At 65.4% G+C, this 19,362-nt stretch carries 21 protein-coding genes and 1 riboswitch; of the genes, 17 read left to right on the top strand and 4 right to left on the bottom strand.

From position 1 onward, the window contains the following. Window positions 1-46 precede the first annotated feature (46 nt). The 4 genes from fusA to NUV99_10415 are packed head-to-tail and all read right to left on the bottom strand — an operon-like array spanning window position 47 to window position 3,305. Window positions 47-2,116 (bottom strand): elongation factor G, encoded by a 2,070-nt coding sequence (gene fusA, locus NUV99_10430; GenBank protein MCR4420514.1) that lies wholly within the window; start codon window positions 2,114-2,116, stop codon window positions 47-49. A 40-nt stretch (window positions 2,117-2,156) separates the two neighbouring features. After that, a complete protein-coding gene (gene rpsG, locus NUV99_10425) occupies window positions 2,157-2,627 on the bottom strand; it encodes a 30S ribosomal protein S7 (GenBank protein MCR4420513.1) in 471 nt (156 codons plus the stop codon). 17 nt (window positions 2,628-2,644) lie between these two features. Next, window positions 2,645-3,022, bottom strand: a complete 378-nt coding sequence (gene rpsL / locus NUV99_10420) for a 30S ribosomal protein S12 (GenBank protein MCR4420512.1) — start codon at window positions 3,020-3,022, stop codon at window positions 2,645-2,647. A 16-nt stretch (window positions 3,023-3,038) separates the two neighbouring features. After that, window positions 3,039-3,305: a ribosomal L7Ae/L30e/S12e/Gadd45 family protein gene (locus NUV99_10415; GenBank protein ID MCR4420511.1), complete on the bottom strand. Its 267-nt coding sequence runs from the start codon at window positions 3,303-3,305 to the stop codon at window positions 3,039-3,041. Window positions 3,306-3,862: 557 nt separating this feature from the next. On the opposite strand from NUV99_10415, the gene glmS reads away from it, so the two are divergent. The 17 genes from glmS (at window position 3,863) to nuoF (ending at window position 19,350) form a co-directional block, all read left to right on the top strand. Beyond that, entirely contained in the window at window positions 3,863-5,695 is a 1,833-nt protein-coding gene (glmS, locus tag NUV99_10410; GenBank protein MCR4420510.1) for a glutamine--fructose-6-phosphate transaminase (isomerizing), read from the top strand. Between the two features lie 14 nt (window positions 5,696-5,709). Next, the gene (locus NUV99_10405; GenBank protein MCR4420509.1) at window positions 5,710-6,093 is read left to right on the top strand and encodes a holo-ACP synthase; all 384 of its coding nucleotides are present in this window, start codon (window positions 5,710-5,712) and stop codon (window positions 6,091-6,093) included. Between the two features lie 4 nt (window positions 6,094-6,097). Then, entirely contained in the window at window positions 6,098-7,654 is a 1,557-nt protein-coding gene (locus NUV99_10400) for an NAD(P)H-hydrate dehydratase (GenBank protein ID MCR4420508.1), read from the top strand. Further along, complete coding sequence (gene alr / locus NUV99_10395) at window positions 7,655-8,788, top strand: alanine racemase (GenBank protein ID MCR4420507.1); 1,134 nt, start codon at window positions 7,655-7,657, stop codon at window positions 8,786-8,788. Window positions 8,789-9,071: 283 nt separating this feature from the next. Beyond that, complete coding sequence (locus NUV99_10390; GenBank protein MCR4420506.1) at window positions 9,072-9,512, top strand: type II toxin-antitoxin system VapC family toxin; 441 nt, start codon at window positions 9,072-9,074, stop codon at window positions 9,510-9,512. Between the two features lie 277 nt (window positions 9,513-9,789). Continuing rightward, window positions 9,790-10,062 (top strand): ribbon-helix-helix protein, CopG family, encoded by a 273-nt coding sequence (locus NUV99_10385; protein ID MCR4420505.1) that lies wholly within the window; start codon window positions 9,790-9,792, stop codon window positions 10,060-10,062. A 19-nt stretch (window positions 10,063-10,081) separates the two neighbouring features. Further along, on the top strand, window positions 10,082-10,432 hold the full coding sequence (locus tag NUV99_10380; GenBank protein MCR4420504.1) for a type II toxin-antitoxin system PemK/MazF family toxin: 351 nt from the start codon (window positions 10,082-10,084) through the stop codon (window positions 10,430-10,432). An 11-nt stretch (window positions 10,433-10,443) separates the two neighbouring features. Beyond that, window positions 10,444-11,157: a gamma-glutamyl-gamma-aminobutyrate hydrolase family protein gene (locus tag NUV99_10375; protein MCR4420503.1), complete on the top strand. Its 714-nt coding sequence runs from the start codon at window positions 10,444-10,446 to the stop codon at window positions 11,155-11,157. Window positions 11,158-11,364: 207 nt separating this feature from the next. Then, a riboswitch (TPP riboswitch) is annotated at window positions 11,365-11,463 on the top strand. A gap of 46 nt (window positions 11,464-11,509) precedes the next feature. Next, entirely contained in the window at window positions 11,510-12,145 is a 636-nt protein-coding gene (thiE, locus tag NUV99_10370) for a thiamine phosphate synthase (GenBank protein ID MCR4420502.1), read from the top strand. Further along, on the top strand, window positions 12,142-13,440 hold the full coding sequence (gene thiC, locus NUV99_10365) for a phosphomethylpyrimidine synthase ThiC (protein ID MCR4420501.1): 1,299 nt from the start codon (window positions 12,142-12,144) through the stop codon (window positions 13,438-13,440). The genes thiE and thiC overlap by 4 nt, the downstream gene beginning before the upstream one ends. Window positions 13,441-13,562: 122 nt before the next feature. After that, a complete protein-coding gene (gene tsaE, locus NUV99_10360; protein ID MCR4420500.1) occupies window positions 13,563-14,027 on the top strand; it encodes a tRNA (adenosine(37)-N6)-threonylcarbamoyltransferase complex ATPase subunit type 1 TsaE in 465 nt (154 codons plus the stop codon). Beyond that, window positions 14,015-14,707, top strand: coding sequence for a tRNA (adenosine(37)-N6)-threonylcarbamoyltransferase complex dimerization subunit type 1 TsaB (gene tsaB / locus NUV99_10355; protein MCR4420499.1), 693 nt, complete (start codon window positions 14,015-14,017; stop codon window positions 14,705-14,707). The genes tsaE and tsaB overlap by 13 nt, the downstream gene beginning before the upstream one ends. Beyond that, window positions 14,704-15,213, top strand: a complete 510-nt coding sequence (gene rimI, locus NUV99_10350) for a ribosomal protein S18-alanine N-acetyltransferase (GenBank protein ID MCR4420498.1) — start codon at window positions 14,704-14,706, stop codon at window positions 15,211-15,213. Before tsaB ends, rimI begins: the two co-directional genes overlap by 4 nt. Before the next feature lie 5 nt (window positions 15,214-15,218). Next, the gene (gene tsaD, locus NUV99_10345) at window positions 15,219-16,241 is read left to right on the top strand and encodes a tRNA (adenosine(37)-N6)-threonylcarbamoyltransferase complex transferase subunit TsaD (GenBank protein ID MCR4420497.1); all 1,023 of its coding nucleotides are present in this window, start codon (window positions 15,219-15,221) and stop codon (window positions 16,239-16,241) included. Window positions 16,242-16,408: 167 nt separating this feature from the next. After that, window positions 16,409-17,008, top strand: coding sequence for a 5-formyltetrahydrofolate cyclo-ligase (locus NUV99_10340; protein ID MCR4420496.1), 600 nt, complete (start codon window positions 16,409-16,411; stop codon window positions 17,006-17,008). A gap of 5 nt (window positions 17,009-17,013) precedes the next feature. Beyond that, the gene (gene nuoE, locus NUV99_10335; protein MCR4420495.1) at window positions 17,014-17,484 is read left to right on the top strand and encodes an NADH-quinone oxidoreductase subunit NuoE; all 471 of its coding nucleotides are present in this window, start codon (window positions 17,014-17,016) and stop codon (window positions 17,482-17,484) included. Window positions 17,485-17,574: 90 nt separating this feature from the next. After that, on the top strand, window positions 17,575-19,350 hold the full coding sequence (gene nuoF, locus NUV99_10330) for an NADH-quinone oxidoreductase subunit NuoF (GenBank protein ID MCR4420494.1): 1,776 nt from the start codon (window positions 17,575-17,577) through the stop codon (window positions 19,348-19,350). The last annotated feature ends 12 nt before the right edge of the window (window positions 19,351-19,362 follow it).

The following is a 19,362-nucleotide window of genomic DNA, read 5'->3' as shown; positions in this document are numbered from 1 at the left end:
TCACATGCGGCTTCGTCCGCTCAAATCTCTGCTTCCCCATCTTCGCTTACCTCCTCTTGGCCATTATTTCTTCCGCCAGAGCCACGGGAACCTCCTCGTAGCGATCGAACTGCATCACGTAGGTAGCCCGGCCCTGGGTGAGTGATCGCAGGTCGGTGGCGTAGCCGAACATCTCGGCCAGGGGCACCCTGGCCCGAATAACCTGGACGTTACCCCGCTCTTCCAATCCCTCTATCTGCCCGCGCCGGGCATTCAGGTCTCCAAGCACGTCGCCCATGTATTCTTCCGGCACCACCACCTCCACTTGCATTACCGGTTCCAGGAGTACCGGATGGGCTTTGCGCGCTGCCTCCTTAAAGGCCAAAGAGCCGGCGATCTTAAAGGCCATCTCCGAGGAGTCTACCTCGTGATAGGAGCCGTCCACTGCCTTCACTGCCACATCTATCATCGGGAAACCGGCCAGTACTCCGGTGTCCATGGCTTCTCGAACCCCGACTTCCACGGCGGGCAGGTATTCCCTGGGTACAACGCCGCCCACGATCTTACTCTCGAAGCTGAACCCCCGGCCTCGTTCTTGGGGACTGATTTCCAGCCAGATATGACCGTACTGCCCCCTGCCACCGGTTTGCCGGATGAACTTGCCTTCTGCCCGCGCCGGCCGGGTGATAGTTTCCTTGTAGGCCACCTGCGGCCGGCCCACCCTGGCCTGGACGTTGAACTCTCGGGTAAGTCGATCCACCAGGATCTCGAGATGCAGCTCGCCCATGCCGGAGATGAGAGTCTCGCCGGTATCCGGATCGGTATGGACCCGAAAGGTGGGATCCTCCTCGGCCAGCCTCTGCAGAGCCAGCCCCATCTTCTCCTGGTCTGCCTTGGTCTTGGGCTCGATGGCCACGGAGATAACCGGTTCCGGGAACTGCATGGATTCCAGAAGAATGGGGTCCTCCTGGCTGCAGAGGGTATCGCCGGTAGTGGTATCCTTGAGGCCCACCACGGCCACGATGTCTCCGGCAAAGGCCTGACCCACGTCCTCCCGGTGGTTGGCATGCATGCGCAGCACCCGGGCGACCCGCTCGCGCCTGCCCTTGGTGGAGTTGTACACATAGGATCCGGCCTTGAGGGTTCCCGAGTACACGCGAATGAAGGTCAGCTTGCCCACATAAGGGTCGGCCATAATCTTGAAGGCCAGGGCGCTCAAAGGCTCGTCGTCGCTGCTCAAACGCGCCTCTTCCTCTCCGGTCTCGGGATCCCTACCTCTAACCGCGGCCACGTCCGTGGGAGCCGGGAGATAGCTTACCACCGCGTCCAGAAGCGGCTGTACGCCCCGGTTCTTGAAGGAGGAACCGCATAAGACCGGCACGGCCTTAAGCTCCAGGGTGGCCTTACGCAGGCCCCGCTTGATTTCCTCCTCGGTTAATTCCTCGCCCTCCAGGTACTTGACCAGCAACCCCTCCTCACTTTCGGCCACGATCTCCAGCAGGCGATTGCGGTACTCCTCTACCAGTTCCCGGTATTCTTCCGGAACGGGCTCCTCATGATACTCCAGGCCCAGTTCGTCCGTCCACACCACCGCCTGCCTCCGAATAAGATCGATTACGCCCCGGAATCCTTCTTCCTTGCCGAGAGGAAGCTGTACGGGTACCGGATTGGTTCCCAGGCGGCCGACCATCATGGTGACCACCCGGAAGAAGTCCGCCCCTACTCGATCCATCTTGTTTATATAAGCTATCCGCGGAACCCGGTAACGGTCCGCCTGCCTCCATACCGTCTCCGACTGCGGCTCCACGCCACCCACGGCGCAAAAAATGGCCACCGCCCCGTCCAGCACGCGCAGGGAGCGTTCAACCTCCACGGTAAAGTCCACGTGCCCGGGCGTATCAATGATATTAATGCAGCATTCTTTCCACAGACAGGTAGTGGCGGCCGAAGTAATAGTGATGCCCCGCTCCTGTTCCTGCACCATCCAGTCCATGGTGGCCGCACCGTCGTGCACTTCTCCCATTCTGTGCACCCGACCGGTGTAGTACAGGATCCGCTCGGTAGTTGTGGTCTTCCCGGCGTCTATATGGGCCATAATACCTATGTTCCGCATTCGCTCCAGGGGATACTCACGCACCTATACTCACCTCCTTTTGCCCCGGCCGCAGCCTGGGGTCCTACCAGCGGTAATGGGCAAAGGCCCGGTTGGCCTCGGCCATGCGGTGGGTGTCCTCGCGCTTCTTCACCGCCCCACCGGTACCGTTGGCGGCGTCCAACAATTCCGCAGCCAGTTTCTCCTCCATGCTCTTTCCCGAACGCTCACGGGCGTAACTCACGATCCAGCGAATGGCCAGCGTCTGGCGCCGGTCCGGCCGCACCTCCACCGGTACCTGGTAGGTAGCCCCGCCTACCCGGCGCGACTTGGTCTCCAGAACCGGCATGGTGTTCTTGAGAGCCTGCTCGAACACCTCCAGCGCGTGACGCCCGGTCTTGGCCTCCAGAATCTCAAAGGCTCGATAGCAGATTTTCTGCGCCAGGCTCTTCTTGCCGTCCTTCATTACCTGGTTGATGAGCTTGGCTACTTTCACGCTGTTGTATTTGGGATCTGGCTCTACCTCTCGCCTGCGTGCCGGACCTCTACGCGGCATCGGTTTTTCCTCCTTGCCTATTTCTTCTTCGGACGCTTGGCCCCGTACTTGGAGCGACCGCGAAAACGGTTCTGCACTCCCGCCGCATCCAAAGTACCCCGGATGATGTGGTAGCGCACGCCGGGCAAATCCTTAACCCGTCCGCCCCGCACCAGCACCACCGAGTGCTCTTGCAGGTTGTGTCCAATCCCGGGAATGTAGGCGGTCACCTCTACTCCATTGGTGAGCCTCACCCGCGCCACCTTGCGGAGTGCCGAATTGGGCTTCTTCGGCGTGGTGGTATATACCCGCGTGCACACTCCGCGCTTCTGCGGTGAACCCTTCAGCGCCGGCGCAGACGACTTACGCTCTACCTTTTCCCGGCTCTCGCGTACCAGTTGCTGTATGGTGGGCAATCCCTGCACCCCCTATCTATGCCTGACTCTCCGCCTCTTCCAAAATAGCTGCCGCTGCAGAGCCTACCTGTATACCGCAGGCCTTGCCCAGCTCGGCCATGGAGTCTACGGTTATTACCTCCACGTTTTTCTCCTTGCAGAGGGCCAAGAGCGGACCTACGACCTTCTCCTCGGCATCTGCCGCCACGTATACCACCTTGACCTGATTGCGCTGGACGGCCTTGGTGGTCTGCTTGGTGCCCACAATACGTTTGCGAGCCTGCCTAAGCCTTTCGTAATCCATTCCTGGCTCCCTCCGGCACACACCTGTAAATGTTATCACCTCGGCCCAACGCTGTCAACCGCAGGCTCCGTTCCCGCGCCGGATCCCACCTTTTCCTCGCCGGCAGTCCTGTTTCCCCTCGTACCGGTCGCTTCGCCGACCGAACTAGGGCTCGAGCTTCGGGCTCCGACGGGCTCCCCGCTTAGGCGCCATCCGTGGCGCCGGCGCGGCTTCGGCCATCCGTGGCCTTCGGCCCGCCTCCACCCTTGCTCTCGCCGAGTTCGGTGCCCGGCGAGGCTTTAGGTACTCGGGGAAACCAGGACTGTCGGCGGAAACTGGGGACAACTCAGGAACCGACCCGGGTTGACGAGGAAGGGGTTAATCGAAGTATTCGGCGGATGCCCCTCGGCCGCTCACGGCCGTAAGCGGTGCTACAAAACCCCCGAGCAATCGGGGAACAAAGGGCACCAGGTGAGGCCGGGAATCCCGATACGCTCTGGAGAGATCTGGGGAGAAGCAATCCCGAAGGCGAGGGCGAGGACTCCCTTTGGGCGGACAGGAAGGAGGATTACCCGGCGATGTGCGGTATTGTGGGATACGTCGGCGGGCAGGACGCGGTTTCTATCTTGCTGGACGGCCTGCGCCGCCTGGAATACCGAGGATACGATTCGGCAGGCCTGGCGGTTCTTGACGGCCAGGGCATCAAGGTGGTAAAGTCGGCGGGCAAGCTGGAACGCTTGGGACGGACGCTGCAGCAGCTACCCCGGCTGAGCGGAAGCCTGGGGATCGGACACACCCGGTGGGCCACGCACGGCGAGCCCACGGACTGCAACGCCCATCCGCATACCGACTGCGGGCAGCGCGTGGCGGTGGTGCATAACGGCATCATCGAGAATTACGGTGAACTGCGCCGGTGGCTTGCCGCCGAAGGTCACCGCCTGGTTTCCGATACCGATACCGAAGTCCTTCCCCACCTGGTGGAGCATTATTATCAGGGCGACCTGCTGGAAGCGGTGCTGGAGGCGGCAGGACGGCTGGAGGGGTCGTATGCCTTGGCGGTAATCTGCCAGGCCGAACCGGGCCGGATTGTCGCCCTGCGCAAGGACAGCCCCCTGGTGGTGGGGTTGGGCGACGGCGAGAACTTCCTGGCCTCGGACATTCCCGCCCTCCTCCCCCATACCCGGCGGACGCTGGTGCTTTCCGACTACGAAGCGGCAGACCTGCACCGGGACGAGGTGCGGGTGCTGGACTTGCGGGGACGTCCGGCAGAAAAGGAGGTCTTCTTCGTAAACTGGGAACCTCAGGCGGCGGAAAAGGGCGGCTACCCCCACTTCATGCTGAAGGAGATCCACGAGCAGCCGCAGGCGGCCCGGGACGCTCTGCGAGGCCGGCTCGACCACCAGGCCGGGCAGGTTCTGCTCCCGGAACTGGGCTCCTACTCCGGGCGGCTGTCGGAAGTGGATAAGGCGGTCATAGTGGCCTGCGGCACCGCCTACCACGCCGGCCTGGTGGGCCAGAGGCTGATCGAGGCCCTGGCCGGGCTGCCGGCACAGGCCGAACTGGCCTCGGAGTTTCGTTACCGTAACCCCCTAATCGGGCCCCGGACCCTGGTGGTGTTGGTGAGCCAGTCGGGTGAAACGGCCGATACTTTGGCGGCCCTGAGGGAAGCCCGCAGGCGGGGTGCATTTACTCTGGGCGTGGTGAACGTAGTGGGCAGTTCCATCGCCCGGGAGGCCGAGGCGGTGCTCTATACCCGCGCGGGTCCGGAAATCGCCGTGGCCTCCACCAAGGCCTTCGTAACGCAGCTGCTGGTGCTTACCTTGCTGGCTCTTTACCTCCGCCGGGTCCGCCGTCCGGACCGGACCGACGACGGGGAACGGGTGGGCCTGTTGGACGGTTTGCCCGCCCGCATAGAAGAGGTGCTGGAACTGTCCGGCCGGGTGCAGGAGTTGGTCCCGGCCTTCGGCCTTCACCCTAATTGTTTTTTCATCGGCCGGGGGCTTGACTATCCGGTAGCCATGGAAGGAGCACTCAAGCTGAAGGAGATTTCCTACCTTCACGCCGAAGCCTATGCTGCCGGTGAACTAAAGCACGGTCCTCTGGCACTCATCGAGCAGGGAGTGCCGGTGGTGGCGGTGGCCACGCAGTCGGAGCTGCGGGACAAGATCATAAGCAACGCCAAGGAGGTCAAGGCCCGGGGCGGCTACCTGGTGGCCCTGGCTCCCGGTTCGGACCGCGGAGTCTGGTCCGAAGTGGCGGACGCGGTCTTGGCCCTGCCCGAATGTCCGGGCTGGCTGGCACCGGCGGTGGCGGTGGTGCCCCTGCAGCTTCTGGCCTACCACGCCGCCGTGGCCAGGGGCTGCGATGTGGACCAGCCCCGGAACCTGGCCAAGAGCGTTACCGTGGAGTAGCCGGAGGGAGAACGGTGTCCCCGGTAGGCGGCGTGGGCGTGGACCTGGTGGAGATCGAGCGCGTGGAGCGGGCCTGGCGACGGTACGGCGCCCGCTTTCTCCGCCGGCTTTTCACTGCGGCCGAGCAGGAGTACTGCCTGGCCCGGGGCCGGCCGGCGGCCTCGCTGGCGGCGCGCCTGGCGGCCAAGGAGGCGGTGCTCAAGGCCCTGGGCGTAGGTTTAGGCTCGTGTCGCTGGTCGGACATCGAGGTCAGGACCGATGCGGCGGGCAGGCCCATCCTGCGGCTGGAAGGTGCGGCGCGCCGGCGGGCGGCCGAACTCGGCGTCGCATCCTGGCACCTGTCGCTCAGCCACGGCCGCGACTACGCCCTGGCCGTGGTGGTGGCCGAGAGGGGGTAAGAGCGTGAAACTGGTAACGGCCGAGGAAATGGGTCGATTGGACCGGCTCAGCAGCAGCGAGTACGGGATACCCACCCTGCTCCTGATGGAAAACGCCGGCCTGCGGGTGCTGGAGGTGATCCGCCGCCATTTCTCCGAGCATCTGCGGGGAAGACGGGTTCTGATCTTCGCCGGAAAGGGCAATAACGGCGGGGACGGGCTGGTGGTGGGGCGCCACCTGCTCAATGCCGGAGCCGAGGTGAAGGTTTTCCTCCTGGCCCGGCCGGAGGAGGTGCGGGGCGACGCAGCGGTAAACCTGGCCATCTATCAGAAGATGGGGGGGAAGCTCTTCCCGCTGCTGGAGGACAAGGATCTGCAGAGGGTGGACGTGTCGCTCCTTTACGCCGAGCTGGCTGTAGACGCCATCTACGGAACCGGCTTTAGGGGCGCGGCCTCGGGCCTGGCGGCCAGGGTTATCGAGATGCTGTCCCAGTCGCGGGTGCCGGTGGCGGCCGTGGACCTGCCTTCGGGCCTGGAGGCGGACACCGGGCGGGTAAACGGGCCCTGCGTTTCCGCCACCTATACCGTGACCTTTGCCCTGCCCAAGCTGGGTCTTTACCTGTATCCGGGAGCGGCGCACGTGGGTCGGGTGGTGGTGGCGGACATAGGCATTCCGCAGGCTCTGGTAGGTGCCCAGCCGCTGAACCGGGAACTGGTCACCGAGGAGTGGGTGCGGGAAAGACTGCGGCCCCGCCGACCCTGGAGCCACAAGGGCGACTACGGCCACGTGCTGGTGGTGGGAGGCTCTCCCGGCCTGACCGGGGCGGTGGTAATGGCCGCCGAGGGGGCGCTGCGCAGCGGGGCGGGCCTGGTCACGGCGGCGGTTCCGGCCGCCCTCCATTCCGTGCTGGAAGAGAAAACGCTGGAGGTCATGACCCTGCCCTTACCCGGGGGCGAGGTACTGCAGGGTTCCGAGGCCCTGGCCGCCGTAGAAGAGTTCTCCCGGCGCTGCCAGGCCGTGGCCCTCGGTCCGGGCCTGGGCAGGCACCCGGGCACGCAGAGCCTGGTCCGCCAGCTCCTCCCCCGCCTGCGCTGCCCCCTGGTGCTGGATGCCGACGGGCTCAACGCCCTGGCCGGCCACCTGGGCGTGCTGCGCGAAGTCCGGGTGCCGGCGGTACTGACCCCGCATCCGGGCGAAATGGCCCGGCTGCTGGAAACCAGTTCCGCCCGGGTCCAGGAAGACCGTATCGGCACCGCCGAGCGGGCGGCCCGCGACTGGGGGGTAACGGTGGTGCTCAAGGGGGCCCGTACGGTGGTGGCCTCGCCCTCCGGAGCCACCTACCTCATAGCCACGGGTAACCCCGGCATGGCCACCGGTGGCAGCGGGGACGTACTTACCGGCATCATTTCCGGTTTTCTGGCCCAGGGGATGCCGGCCGAAGAGGCGGCGGCCGCGGCCGCCCACCTTCACGGCGCCGCCGGCGACGCCGCGCTCGCCGAACGGGGCCAGCGGGCTCTTACCGCCGGCGACCTTCTGGCCTACCTGCCGCGGGTGCTCAAGCAAACGGAAGGAGTAGACTAGATGCCCGATGCTTCCTTCCGCCCGGTATGGGCGGAAGTGGACCTGAAGACCATAGTCCATAATCTGGGCGAGATCCGCCGGCTGATCGGACCGGCGGTCAAAATAATGGCCGTGGTGAAGGCCAACGCCTACGGCCACGGTCTGGACGAGGTGGCCCGTACCGTGGCCGCAGCCGGGGCCGAATGGCTGGCGGTGGCCGTGCCGGAAGAAGCTTTCCGGCTGAGAGAACTGGGTTTGAATTTGCCGGTACTGGTCTTGGGCCACACCCCGCCGCGGGTGATGGCCGAGGCCATCCGCCGGGAGGTAAGCCTTACCCTCTACAGTCCCCGGCAGGTGCCCGATCTGGTGCGGGCGGCCAGAGAGGCGGGCCGGCGGGTCAAGGTACACGTCAAGGTGGATACCGGTATGGGGCGCCTGGGTTTCTCCTGGGAGAACCGCGGGGTGCAGGAGATCATCGAGGCCCTGGGTCACCCGGAGTTGGAGCCCGAGGGCATCTTCACCCACTTTGCCTGCGCGGATGAGCCGGACCCCTCCTTCACGCTGGAGCAGCATGGGCGTTTCCGCGAGGTGTTGAGGGAACTGGAGAAGGGGGGCCTGCGTTTTGCCTTTCGGCACGCCGCCAACAGTGCTGCCACCCTGCTTTTCCCCCAGACCCACCTCGACCTGGTCAGACCCGGACTGGCCCTTTACGGCCTCTACCCCGGAGAAGGCGGCCGCAGGCTTCCGGTACGCCTGGTACCCGCCATGTCCTTCAAGGCGCGCATAGTCTTCCTCAAGGAGGTGCCCGGAGGCACCCCCCTGAGCTACGGCCGCACCTTTGTTACCTCCCGCCCCAGCCGCATCGCCACCCTGCCCGTGGGCTACGCCGACGGCTACGGCCGCCTGCTCTCCAACCGGGCGGAAGTCCTGGTCCGGGGCCGCCGGGCACCGGTGGTAGGGCGGGTGTGCATGGACCACATCCTGGTGGACGTGACCGACGTGCCGGAGGCGGCCGAAGGAGACGAGGCAGTGCTTTTCGGCCGCCAGGGTGAGACTAGTTTGCCCGTGGAAGAACTGGCGGAGAAGATGGGCACCATCAGCTACGAGGTACTCTGCCAGGTAGGCCCCCGGGTTCCCCGGTTATACAAGCCCTAGCTTCAATGTAGCAATAGGCCGGGCAGTGCCATTTTCATTCTTCTGCTGGCGCCGCACCGCGGCATGGGCGTCTAGGCGATATTGCAACTGGCTTAATATGGCCCAGGCTGATCAAGGCCATCGAGGAGGAGGAAAATGAAAACCCGTAAGGCAAGGAGAAGAGGCTATGTGCGAGTAACCCGAGTAGTTGCGCGCTTGACTCCCAGGGACAGATTAAAGGCGGCCCGGAAGCTTCGTGGGATGTGGGCAAACAAGGACACTTCTTTCTTCGACCGCCGGGAGTATGCATGATCGGATCCTTCTCGATACCGGCGTGTTGGTGGATTACTTCCGCGCCAGGCGCAAGAGCCGCCTGAAGGGTCATCAGGCCGTTCAATCGGCTATAGCGGTAGCACTCATCGAGGGCGCCTTACGGTCTAATATCGATCTCTACATATCGGTCCATACGTTTAAGGAGTTGCTGCAATATCCTCAGTCGCTTCAGGAAGAGCATCGGATCACAACGTACCTGCCGCGAATTTGCCACTTCATAGCCACTACGCGACGGATCGCCGCGGTTGCCGGCTATCTCAGCCGGATGTCGGCGGAATACCGGACGCACCACATTGAGGACTGCTACATAGCCGCTACGGCGATAGTCAGGGACCTGCCGCTTTACACTACCAACCCCGACGATTTCCAGTATGTTCCCCACCCTAAACTAAGGGTGATCAAGGCCTACTAGTTGGACCTCGAGAGGCGACTAAGTGGAAGGACGTAATTCGTGCATTGTACCGCAGTGAGCTCGAACTGGGTAGGTCGGCCAGGGTCATCCTCAACGCCGTCTACGATCTGTTCGGACGGGGACCCCACCAATGGCAACTGCCGCGCCAGACGTACTCCTTAACCGCAATAACTGCACGAAGCAAATAAGTCGGTGTTGGTTTTGCTTGCCTATGCTGGCTCCAGCGTATATAATCTGGTATAGACTTTTACCTTTAACCCGGCCGGGGGGTGCTTTTGTGCCAGGGGTTCGGCGTATCATGATCAGCCTGCCGCAAAGCCTTCTGGAGGAAGTGGACGGCCTGGCAGCCGTGGACCGGCGGAACCGCAGCGAATTCATTCGCGAGGCCATGAGAGTATATATAGCGGAGAGGAAGAAGCGCAGCGTGCGCGAGCAGATGAAACGCGGTTACCAGGAAATGGCCTCCCTGAACCTGGCCCTGGCCCAGGAGCACTACGTGTTGGAGGAAGAGGCGCAAGGCCGCTACGAGGCCGACTTCGCCTCTCTGTAGCCGGCCGCAAGGAACGAACATGCTGGTGCGTCGCGGGGACATATTTTACGCCCAACTGAATCCGGTAGTGGGCTCCGAGCAGGGTGGCACCCGGCCCGTGCTTGTCATTCAGAACGACATCGGTAACCAGTACAGTCCCACCACCATTGTGGCTGCCATTACCTCCCAGATAAACAAAGCCAAGCTCCCCACTCACGTGGAGATTGCCGCCGACCGGAGCGGGTTAGAGAGGGATTCGGTCATCCTGCTGGAACAGATAAGGACCATCGACAAGAGCCGGCTTAAGCAGAAAGTCTCCTTCTTGGACGAGGAGACCATGCTTAAGGTAAACCACGCCATCGAGGTGAGCCTGGGTCTGGTGGAGCTCTAGGTGGCGGCGTCATGAGGCCGGTAGTGGGCATAACCGCCGGGTTCGACCCGGACCGTACCCGGGCGGTGTTGCACCGGGGTTACCCGGCGGCAATAGCGGCCGCCGGAGGCCTGCCGGTGGTGCTCCCTCCTCTCGATCCGGTCCTGGCTCCGGGGGCGGCGGAAGCGATCGACGGACTCATGCTTTCCGGCGGGCCGGACCTGGACCCGGTGTACTTCGGGGCCGAACCACGGGGCTCGCGGACCATCTGCCCGGAACGAGACCGTTTTGAGCTGGCATTGCTGGAGCAGGTGGTGGGACGCGACAAGCCGATCCTGGCCATCTGTCGGGGGGTACAGGTGCTGAACGTATTCGCCGGCGGTGACCTGTATCAGGACCTGAACCGGGAATATCCACGGGCTCTGCAGCACGAGCAGGAGGCGCCGGACTGGTACGGTACGCATAAGGTGAGGCTCGTGCCGGGCAGTCTGGTGGCCCGGATCTACGGTTGCGAAGAACTGCGGGTAAACACCTTCCATCACCAGGCGCTGCGGCGGGTGGCCCCGGGTTTCAGAGCAAGTGCGCACGCGGCGGACGGGGTGGTGGAGGCGGTAGAGGCGGTAGACCGGGGCTTCGTGGTGGGGGTACAGTGGCACCCGGAGAGGATGTGGGAGCGGGACGATAGGCAGCTGAGGCTTTTCAGGGCCTTTGTTGCCGCCTGCACCGGGCGGCGAGGAACCGAATAGGTAACGGGCTGAGATATCCCCGTTTTGGCCACAGTTCCGGTTTCACCGGGTGCCCAGAGTTCTGCCGGGTACGGACCGGCTGCGGACGGGTGCCGGTGCGGTACCCGCCGCAAGGCAGGGCGCAAGGGCCTTCCGTCCGGCGAGGCGACCGGTGCCGGGGGAACGAGGACGGCCAGGGCAAAGTGGGGATACGCCAGCCGAACAGGGTTACGACCCCGGGGGTGCCGAAAGGCTGAGAGGCTTGACGCCAACCCTTGGAACCTGATCTGGGTAATGCCAGCGGAGGGACGGGGAGAATCGCCGGTTTTCCCACCGAGGGCAGGTGGGATTTTTTATTCCGGGAAGTGAGAGCATGAAGTTGGGTAGGCTTTACGTGATCGTGGATGCCGAGGTGGCCGGTCGGCGGCCCCTGGAGGAGGTAACCGGGGAGGTCTTGGCGGGCGGAGCGGAAGTCATACAGCTGCGGGCCAAGACCTGGCCGGCCCGCCGCCTGCTGGAGGTGGGCCGGAACATGCTGGAACTCTGCCGCCGCCGGGGGGTGCCTTTCCTGGTCAACGACCGGGCAGACATAGCCCGGGCCCTGGGCGCCGACGGCGTTCACCTGGGCCAGGATGACCTCCCCCTGGAGGCCGCCCGCCGGCTTCTGGGCCCGGGCAGGATCATCGGGCTCTCGGTGGATACTCTTGAGGAGGCCCTGGCGGCCGAGGCAGCCGGAGCCGATTACGTCTCTCTGGGCCCGATTTTTCCCACCGCCACCAAGCCGGATGCCGGCCCGGTGGTGGGCCTGGAGGGTTTGGCGCGGGTCAGGGCCGGGGTGAGCCTGCCCCTGGTGGCCATCGGGGGGATCAACGCGGATAACGCCGCCCGGGTACTGGCCGCCGGCGCGGACACGGTGGCCGTGATCGGCGCCGTGGTAGGTGCGGATAACGTAAGGGAGGCGACCGCGGCGCTGCGGTCGGTGCTTACACAGGGAGGTGAATCGGCTTGACCCAGCTGGAAAAGGCCCGGCGGGGCGAGGTCAGCCCGGAAGTAGAGCAGGCGGCCCAAAGGGAAGGTGTGGGGCCGGAAACCCTGGCCCGCAACCTGGCCGAGGGGCGGGTGGTACTGCCTTTAAACCCGCGGCACCGGCCTTTGCCTACCGCCATTGGGGCCGGAGTGAGGATCAAGGTCAATGCCAACCTCGGCACCTCCTCCCTGGCCGGCTCCCTGGAGGAGGAGAAGCAGAAGCTGGCCGTGGCGCTGGCCTCAGGCGCGGACACGGTGATGGATCTCAGCACCGGCCCGGATCTGGTGCGGTGCCGGCAGGAGATGCTTGCCGCCTGTCCCGTGCCCCTGGGTACGGTTCCCGTTTACCAGGCCATGGTGCGGGCGCGCGAGGAGCACGGCGCCATGATCAAGCTCACGGTGGAGGAGCTGTTCGCCGTCATCGAGGAACAGGCGGCAGACGGGGTGGACTTCATGACCGTGCACTGCGGCCTGACCGCCGCCGGCCTGGAGCGGCTCACGCGGCAGGGGCGGCTGATAGATATCGTCAGCCGGGGCGGGGCCTTCACGGCGGCCTGGATGCTGCACCACCAGGCGGAGAACCCCCTTTACGCCCATTACGACCGGCTGCTGGAAATCGCCCGCCGCCACGACGTGACCTTAAGCCTGGGGGACGGCCTGCGGCCGGGAAGCGTGGCCGACGCCACCGATCGGGCTCAGGTGCAGGAGCTGCTGGTCTTGGGCGAGTTGGTGGACCGCGCCCGGGAGGCGGGGGTACAGGTAATGGTAGAAGGCCCGGGACACGTGCCCCTGCCGGACATCGCGGCCAACGTGAAGCTCGAAAAGAAACTCTGCCGCGAGGCTCCTTTCTACGTACTGGGGCCGCTGGTCACCGACGTGGCTGCGGGTTACGACCACATTGCCGCCGCTATCGGCGGAGCCCTGGCGGCAGCCGCCGGAGCGGACTTCCTCTGCTACGTCACTCCCTCCGAGCACCTGGGTCTGCCCGGCCCGGAAGAGGTGCGGCAGGGGGTAATAGCGGCGCGCATCGCCGCCCACGCCGCCGATCTGGCCAAGGGATTGCCCGGGGCCTGGGAGTGGGACCGGGCCATGTCCCGGGCGCGCAAGGCTCTGGATTGGGAGGAGCAGTGCCGCCTGGCCATCGACCCCGAGGCGGCCCGGACCGGCCGCCGGGCGTACAACCGGGAAGAGGTAAGAACCTGTTCCATGTGCGGGGACTACTGCGCCATGCAGCTGATCTCCGAGCACCTGGGCGCGCCCGTGGGCCGTTGCTCCTGAGAAGCAGGAGGATTCCGGTCGGGGGCGACGAACCATGCCGGGGGGTAAGGGTCGGCGCTTCCGGCGCCTGCACTGCCCCGGGGATAACCCAGACGGCTACAATCTTGACGGGAGCGGTGCACTTGTGGGGAGTAACGGTTTCTAGCCCGGAAGAGACGCGCCGGGTCGGCCGGTGCCTGGGCGAGGTGGCCCAGGAGGGCCTGGTTATCTGCCTGCGCGGGGACCTGGGTGCCGGCAAGACTACCCTGGCCCAGGGGATCGCCCGGGGGCTAGGCGTCGGCGAGCCGGTGACCAGCCCCAGCTTTACCCTGGTGCACGAATACCGGGGCCGGCTGGCCGTCTACCATCTGGATCTGTACCGCCTCGAGCCGGAAGCGGTTTGGGATCTCGGCCTGACCGAGTACCTGGGTCGGGGGGTAACTCTGGTAGAATGGCCGGAAAAGCTGGGCCCCCTGCTTCCGCCCCAATACCTGTGGGTGGACATTGAGCCGGGTTCGGAAGAAAGCCGGCGGGTGCTGCGGTTCGAGGCCCGGGGCGAAGGGCCCACCCGGCTCCTGGAGGAGCTGAAACGCCGGTGCGGGTCCTAGGTATAGAAACCGGGGGCACCGCGGTGGGAGCTGCGGTGGTCACCGAAGACGCGGTGCTGGCCGAGGCCTGGCTGGGAGCGGAGCAGCAGCACTGCCGCGAGCTGGTATCCCTGATCGATTGGTGCCTGGGGAAGGCGGGGATGGGGCCGGAAGGCATCGAAGGCCTGGCCGTATCCCTGGGCCCGGGTTCGTTTACCGGGCTGCGCATCGGGCTGGCCACGGCCAAGGCCCTGAGCCTGGCCACCGGCGTCCCGGTGGTGGGCGTACCCAGCCTGGAAGCGGTGGCCGCTGCTGCCGGACCCTTTCCCGGCCCGATCTGCGCGGCGGTCTGGTCCCGGCCGGGCGAGGTCTACGCCGCCCTGCTGGCGGCCGGGGACGGGGAGGACGAGTGGGAGTACTTGTTGCCCACCTCGGCCCTGGACCCGGCGGTTCTGGCGGCCAGGCTGGCGCAGTACGGTGAAGAGGTCCTGGTCACCGGAGAAGCGGCCCGGGCGGTGGTGGAGGCGGCCGCTTCGGCCGGCGCCCTGCTGAAGCTGGCTTCGCCGGTCAACCGTCGGCTTACGGCCTCCCAGGTGGCCTACCTGGGCCTCAGAAAGCTGGCCGCCGGCCGCCGTGACGATCCCTTCCGCCTCCAGCCCCTTTACTTGCGGCCGCCGGGCATCACCCGGCAGAAAGGATGAGCTCTCTGCTTCCGCTGCACATCGAGAGGATGCAGGCCTACCATCTGGACGGGGTGCTGGAGATCGAACGGAGCTCCTTCCCTACCCCCTGGCGCCGCCAGGCCTTCCTGAGCGAGATCCACCAGAACGATCTGGCCTACTACATAGTGGCTCTGTGGAACCACCGGGTGGTAGGGTACGCCGGCATGTGGATCATACTGGACGAAGCGCATATAACCACCCTGGCCGTTCACCCGGCCTTCCGCGGCCGGGGCATAGGCAGGAGACTGCTGGCCCACCTCCTCCGCCAGGCGCGGGACCGGGGAACGCAGGAGGTCAGCCTGGAAGTCCGGGTTTCCAACGCCGTCGCCCAGGGACTTTACCGGCAGCTGGGTTTCGCGCCGGTAGGGGTGCGGCCGGGTTACTACGAGGACACCGGTGAGGACGCCATCATCATGCGACGTTCGCTGCGCCCGGGGGACCGCGCACTCGGACCGGACCGGGTAACGGAGCCGCGAGGAGGCTGAAAACCTTGCTTCACATCCTGGGAATAGACACCTCCTGCGACGACAGCGGCGTGGGCATCGTCGGCGACGGACGGATACTGAGGAGCAACCTGGTAGCCTCCCAGGCGGAGATACACCGGGCGTACGGAGGAGTGGTACCGGAGATGGCCTCCCGGGCCCACCTGATCAGCCTTCCCCGGATCCTGGCCCGGGCGGTGGAGGAGGCGGGCGTCAGCCTCTCCGAACTGGACGCCATAGCCGTTACCCAGGGGCCGGGCCTGGTGGGGGCTCTGCTGGTGGGGGTGGCGGCGGCCAAGGCGCTGGCCTACGCCTTGAAACTTCCCCTGATTCCGGTGCACCATGTGCTGGGGCACGTTTACTCCTGCTGGCTGGCCCGTCCGGGCCTCCGGCTTCCGGCTCTGTGCCTTTTGGCCTCCGGCGGGCACACCCTGCTGCTCTACTGGGAGGACCACGTCCGGGTCCGGGTGGTCGGCCGCACGCTGGACGATGCGGCCGGAGAGGCCTTCGACAAGGTGGCCCGTTTTCTCGGCCTGGGTTACCCGGGAGGCCCGGCGCTGGAAAAGCTGGCCGCAAAGGGTGACCCCGGGGCCTTTTCCTTTCCCCGGGTCCTGCTGGCCCCGGACAGCCTGGACTTCAGTTTCAGCGGCCTGAAGACGGCGGTGGTGAATTTCTACCGCCGGCGTCAGGAGGCAGGAGATTCTCCGGTTCTGGAGGATGTGGCCGCCTCCTTTCAGGCGGCGGTGGTAGAGGTGCTGGTGGAAAAAGTCTCCCGGGCCATGCACCGGTTCGATCTGGAGAGTCTGACCGTCGCCGGCGGGGTGGCGGCGAACGGCGCCTTGCGCCGCGCCCTGGAGGAAAAAGCCCGCCTGGAGGGCTGGGAACTCACCCTCCCTCCTCGGGACCTCTGCACGGACAACGGCGCCATGGTTGCCGCCGCCGCCCACTTCCTGTATCAACAGGGACGCACCGCCGATCTTTATCTAGAGGCGATTCCCGGTCTCGGCCTGGAGGCTTTTCTATGTGGATAAGGTGTACGGAGGGCGGTGCCCGCCTTGTGGATAATGGGGATAAAACTGTGAATAAGCGCCGTCGCAAGGAGAGCGGAGTGGGGGCCGGGGAGGATTTTTGGGGTCAACGTCAAATGATTATTGCGGCACTTCCGCCAAAGCAAACTGCGGAGGTTAAGCAAAGCCCTGTGGCTCTTGATAAAGAGGGACTCCGCCGCCGCTTTCTCGCCCGGCGGCGGTCGCTCAACCCCGAGGAGGTCAGGGTCCTGAGCGAGGCAATTTGTGCCCGGGTGCGGGACCTGCCCTATTTTCGGGGGGCGGGCCTCCTGTTTACCTACGTGGCCTTTCGCCAGGAGGTGGATCCGGCCGGCCTGATGGCGGTTGCCTGGGAGGAGGGCAAGCGCGTGGCCGTGCCCCGGGTGGACAGGCAGGGGAGGCGGCTGGTGGCGGTGGAGATCAGGGGCTGGGAGGATCTCAGTCCCGGCACCTGGGGTATTCTGGAGCCCGGCCCGGAAGGGCGGGTGGTGGCGCCGGAGGAGATAGACCTGGCCCTGGTGCCCGGGGTGGCCTTCGACCGGCGTGGTTACCGGCTGGGCTACGGGGGTGGCTACTACGACCGCTTTCTCCCTCTCCTGCGGTCGGAGGCGGTCAGCGTGGGCCTGGCCTACGGCTTTCAGATAGCCGACTCGCTGTCGCTGGCCGTCGAGCCTACGGACGTACCGGTACACTTTGTAGCTACGGAACAAGAACTGATCCGCGGGGTCAGAGCCTGCGGCGCGGGAGGGTGAAGCAGGTGGCGTGTCCGGAAGAGGAAAGGGAAAGGGCCTTCGAGGGTGTGCTGGCCAAGTATCGGGACCGTCCGGGGGCTACCATTCCCCTGTTGCAGGAAGCGCAGGAAATTTACGGTTACCTGCCCCAAGAAGTGATCCGTCGCATAGCTCGGGAGTTGCGCCAGCCCGTGAGCAGAGTTTTCGGGGTGGCCACCTTCTACGCCCAGTTCCATCTCCGGCCCAGAGGCCGACACGTCATCCGGGTTTGCCAGGGTACGGCCTGCCACGTCAAAGGGTCGGCAAACGTTCTTGAGGCGGTGGAAGAGGAGTTGGGAATCCGGCGGGGAGAGACTACCGGCGACCTGCGGTTTACCATTGAACCCGTTGCCTGCCTGGGGTGCTGCGGGCTGGCGCCGGTGATGATGGTGGACGAGGATACGCACGGCCGCCTCACCAAGGACCAGGTGCCGCGGATCCTGGCCCGATACGCGTAGGAGGTGCGGACGGTGGAAAGCCCGGCTGCCCGGCAGCAACCGGAGAAACAATATCGGCGCCTTCCTGACCGGCCGCGCATCGTCATCGGCATGGGCTCCTGCGGCATCGCCGCCGGGGCCGCCGGGGTACAGGAGGAATTCGGCCGGCAACTGGCAGACCGGGGTCAAGAAGCCGTCCTGGACTACACCAGCTGCCTGGGGATGTGCCACCAGGAGGTCCTGGTGGACATCACCTTCCCGGGCGGGCCGCGGGTATATTACGGCAACGTCCGGCCGCAGATGGTGGCCCGGCTGGTAGAAGAGCACGTGGTCCGGGGAGAGCCGGTCATGGAGTGGGCCATAGCCCAGGAGAGCGAGGGCTCGAAGCCTGTCCCCGGTCTTCCGGAACTGGAGGACCTGCCCTTTTACCGCAAGCAGAGGCGGCGGGTATTGCGGCGCTGCGGCAAGATCAATCCCGACCGCCTCGAGGATTACCTGGCCACCGGTGGGTATGCCGCCCTGGAGAGAATCCTGGCCGGGTTCACTCCCGAACAGGTGATCGAAGAGGTCAAGCGCTCGGGCCTGCGGGGACGGGGCGGTGCGGGTTTCCCCACCGGCCAGAAATGGGAGTTCACCCGCCTGGCCCCCGGGGACAAGAAGTACGTGGTCTGTAACGCCGACGAGGGCGATCCCGGAGCCTTTATGGACCGGTCGGTGCTGGAAGGCGACCCCCATGCGGTCATCGAGGGAATGATTATTGCCGCCTACGCCATCGGCGCCGACGAGGGCTACATCTACGTGCGGGCCGAGTATCCCCTGGCGGTAAAGAGGCTGTACCGGGCTCTGGCCGAGGCCGAAAGGTTCGGCTTCCTGGGTGAAGGAATACTCGGGCGCCCGTTCAGCTTCCGCCTGCACATCAAGCAGGGCGCGGGCGCCTTTGTCTGCGGGGAAGAGACGGCCCTGCTCAAGTCCATCGAAGGGGAGCGGGGCATGCCGCGCATCCGGCCTCCCTTCCCGGCCCAAAAGGGCCTGTGGGGCCGGCCCACCAACATCAACAATGTGGAGACCTACGCCAACATCCCCCTCATCTTCGAGAGCGGGTCCGAGACCTACGCCTCCGTAGGTACCGACAGGAGCAAGGGCACCAAGGTGTTCGCCGTGACCGGCAAGGTGAACCGCACCGGCCTGGCCGAAGTGCCTATGGGCATCAGCCTGCGGGAGATAGTCTTCGACATAGCCGGGGGCATCCAGAACGGAAAGGCCTTCAAGGCGGTGCAGATCGGTGGTCCTTCAGGAGGCTGCCTGCCCGACTCCCAGCTTGACCTGGCTGTCGACTACGACTCCCTCACCCAGGCCGGGGCCATGATGGGCTCGGGCGGGCTGGTGGTGATGGACGAGGATACCTGCATGGTGGATGTGGCCCGCTTTTTCCTGAACTTCACCCAGAGCGAGTCCTGCGGCAAGTGCACTCCCTGCCGGGAAGGAACCAAGCGCATGCTGGAGATTCTGGAGCGCATCACCCGGGGCCTGGGGGAAGAGGAAGACCTGGAGCGCCTGGAGCGCCTGGCCCGGGTGGTGAAGAATACCGCCCTGTGCGGCTTGGGCCAGACCGCGCCCAATCCGGTACTTTCCACCCTGCGCTACTTCCGGCACGAGTACGAGGCCCACATCCGGGAAAAGAAATGCCCGGCGCGGGCCTGCCGGGCCCTCATCACCTTCCGGATCGACCCGGAGCGCTGCGACGGCTGCGGCCGCTGCCGGCGCAATTGCCCGGCGCAGGCCATCACCGGAGAGCCCAAGCAGGTTCATGCTATCGATCCTCAAAAGTGTACCCGCTGCGGTACGTGCCTGGAGAAGTGCCGCCGCCAGGCGGTCATCAAGGAGTAGGGGGGCGGGATG

The organism is Clostridia bacterium, from assembly GCA_024653205.1.
GTDB lineage: Bacteria > Bacillota > DSM-521 > Neomoorellales > SLTJ01 > JANLFO01.
The sequence above is the reverse complement of the archived record's forward strand: the minus strand, read 5'-3'. Positions and strand labels throughout refer to the sequence as shown.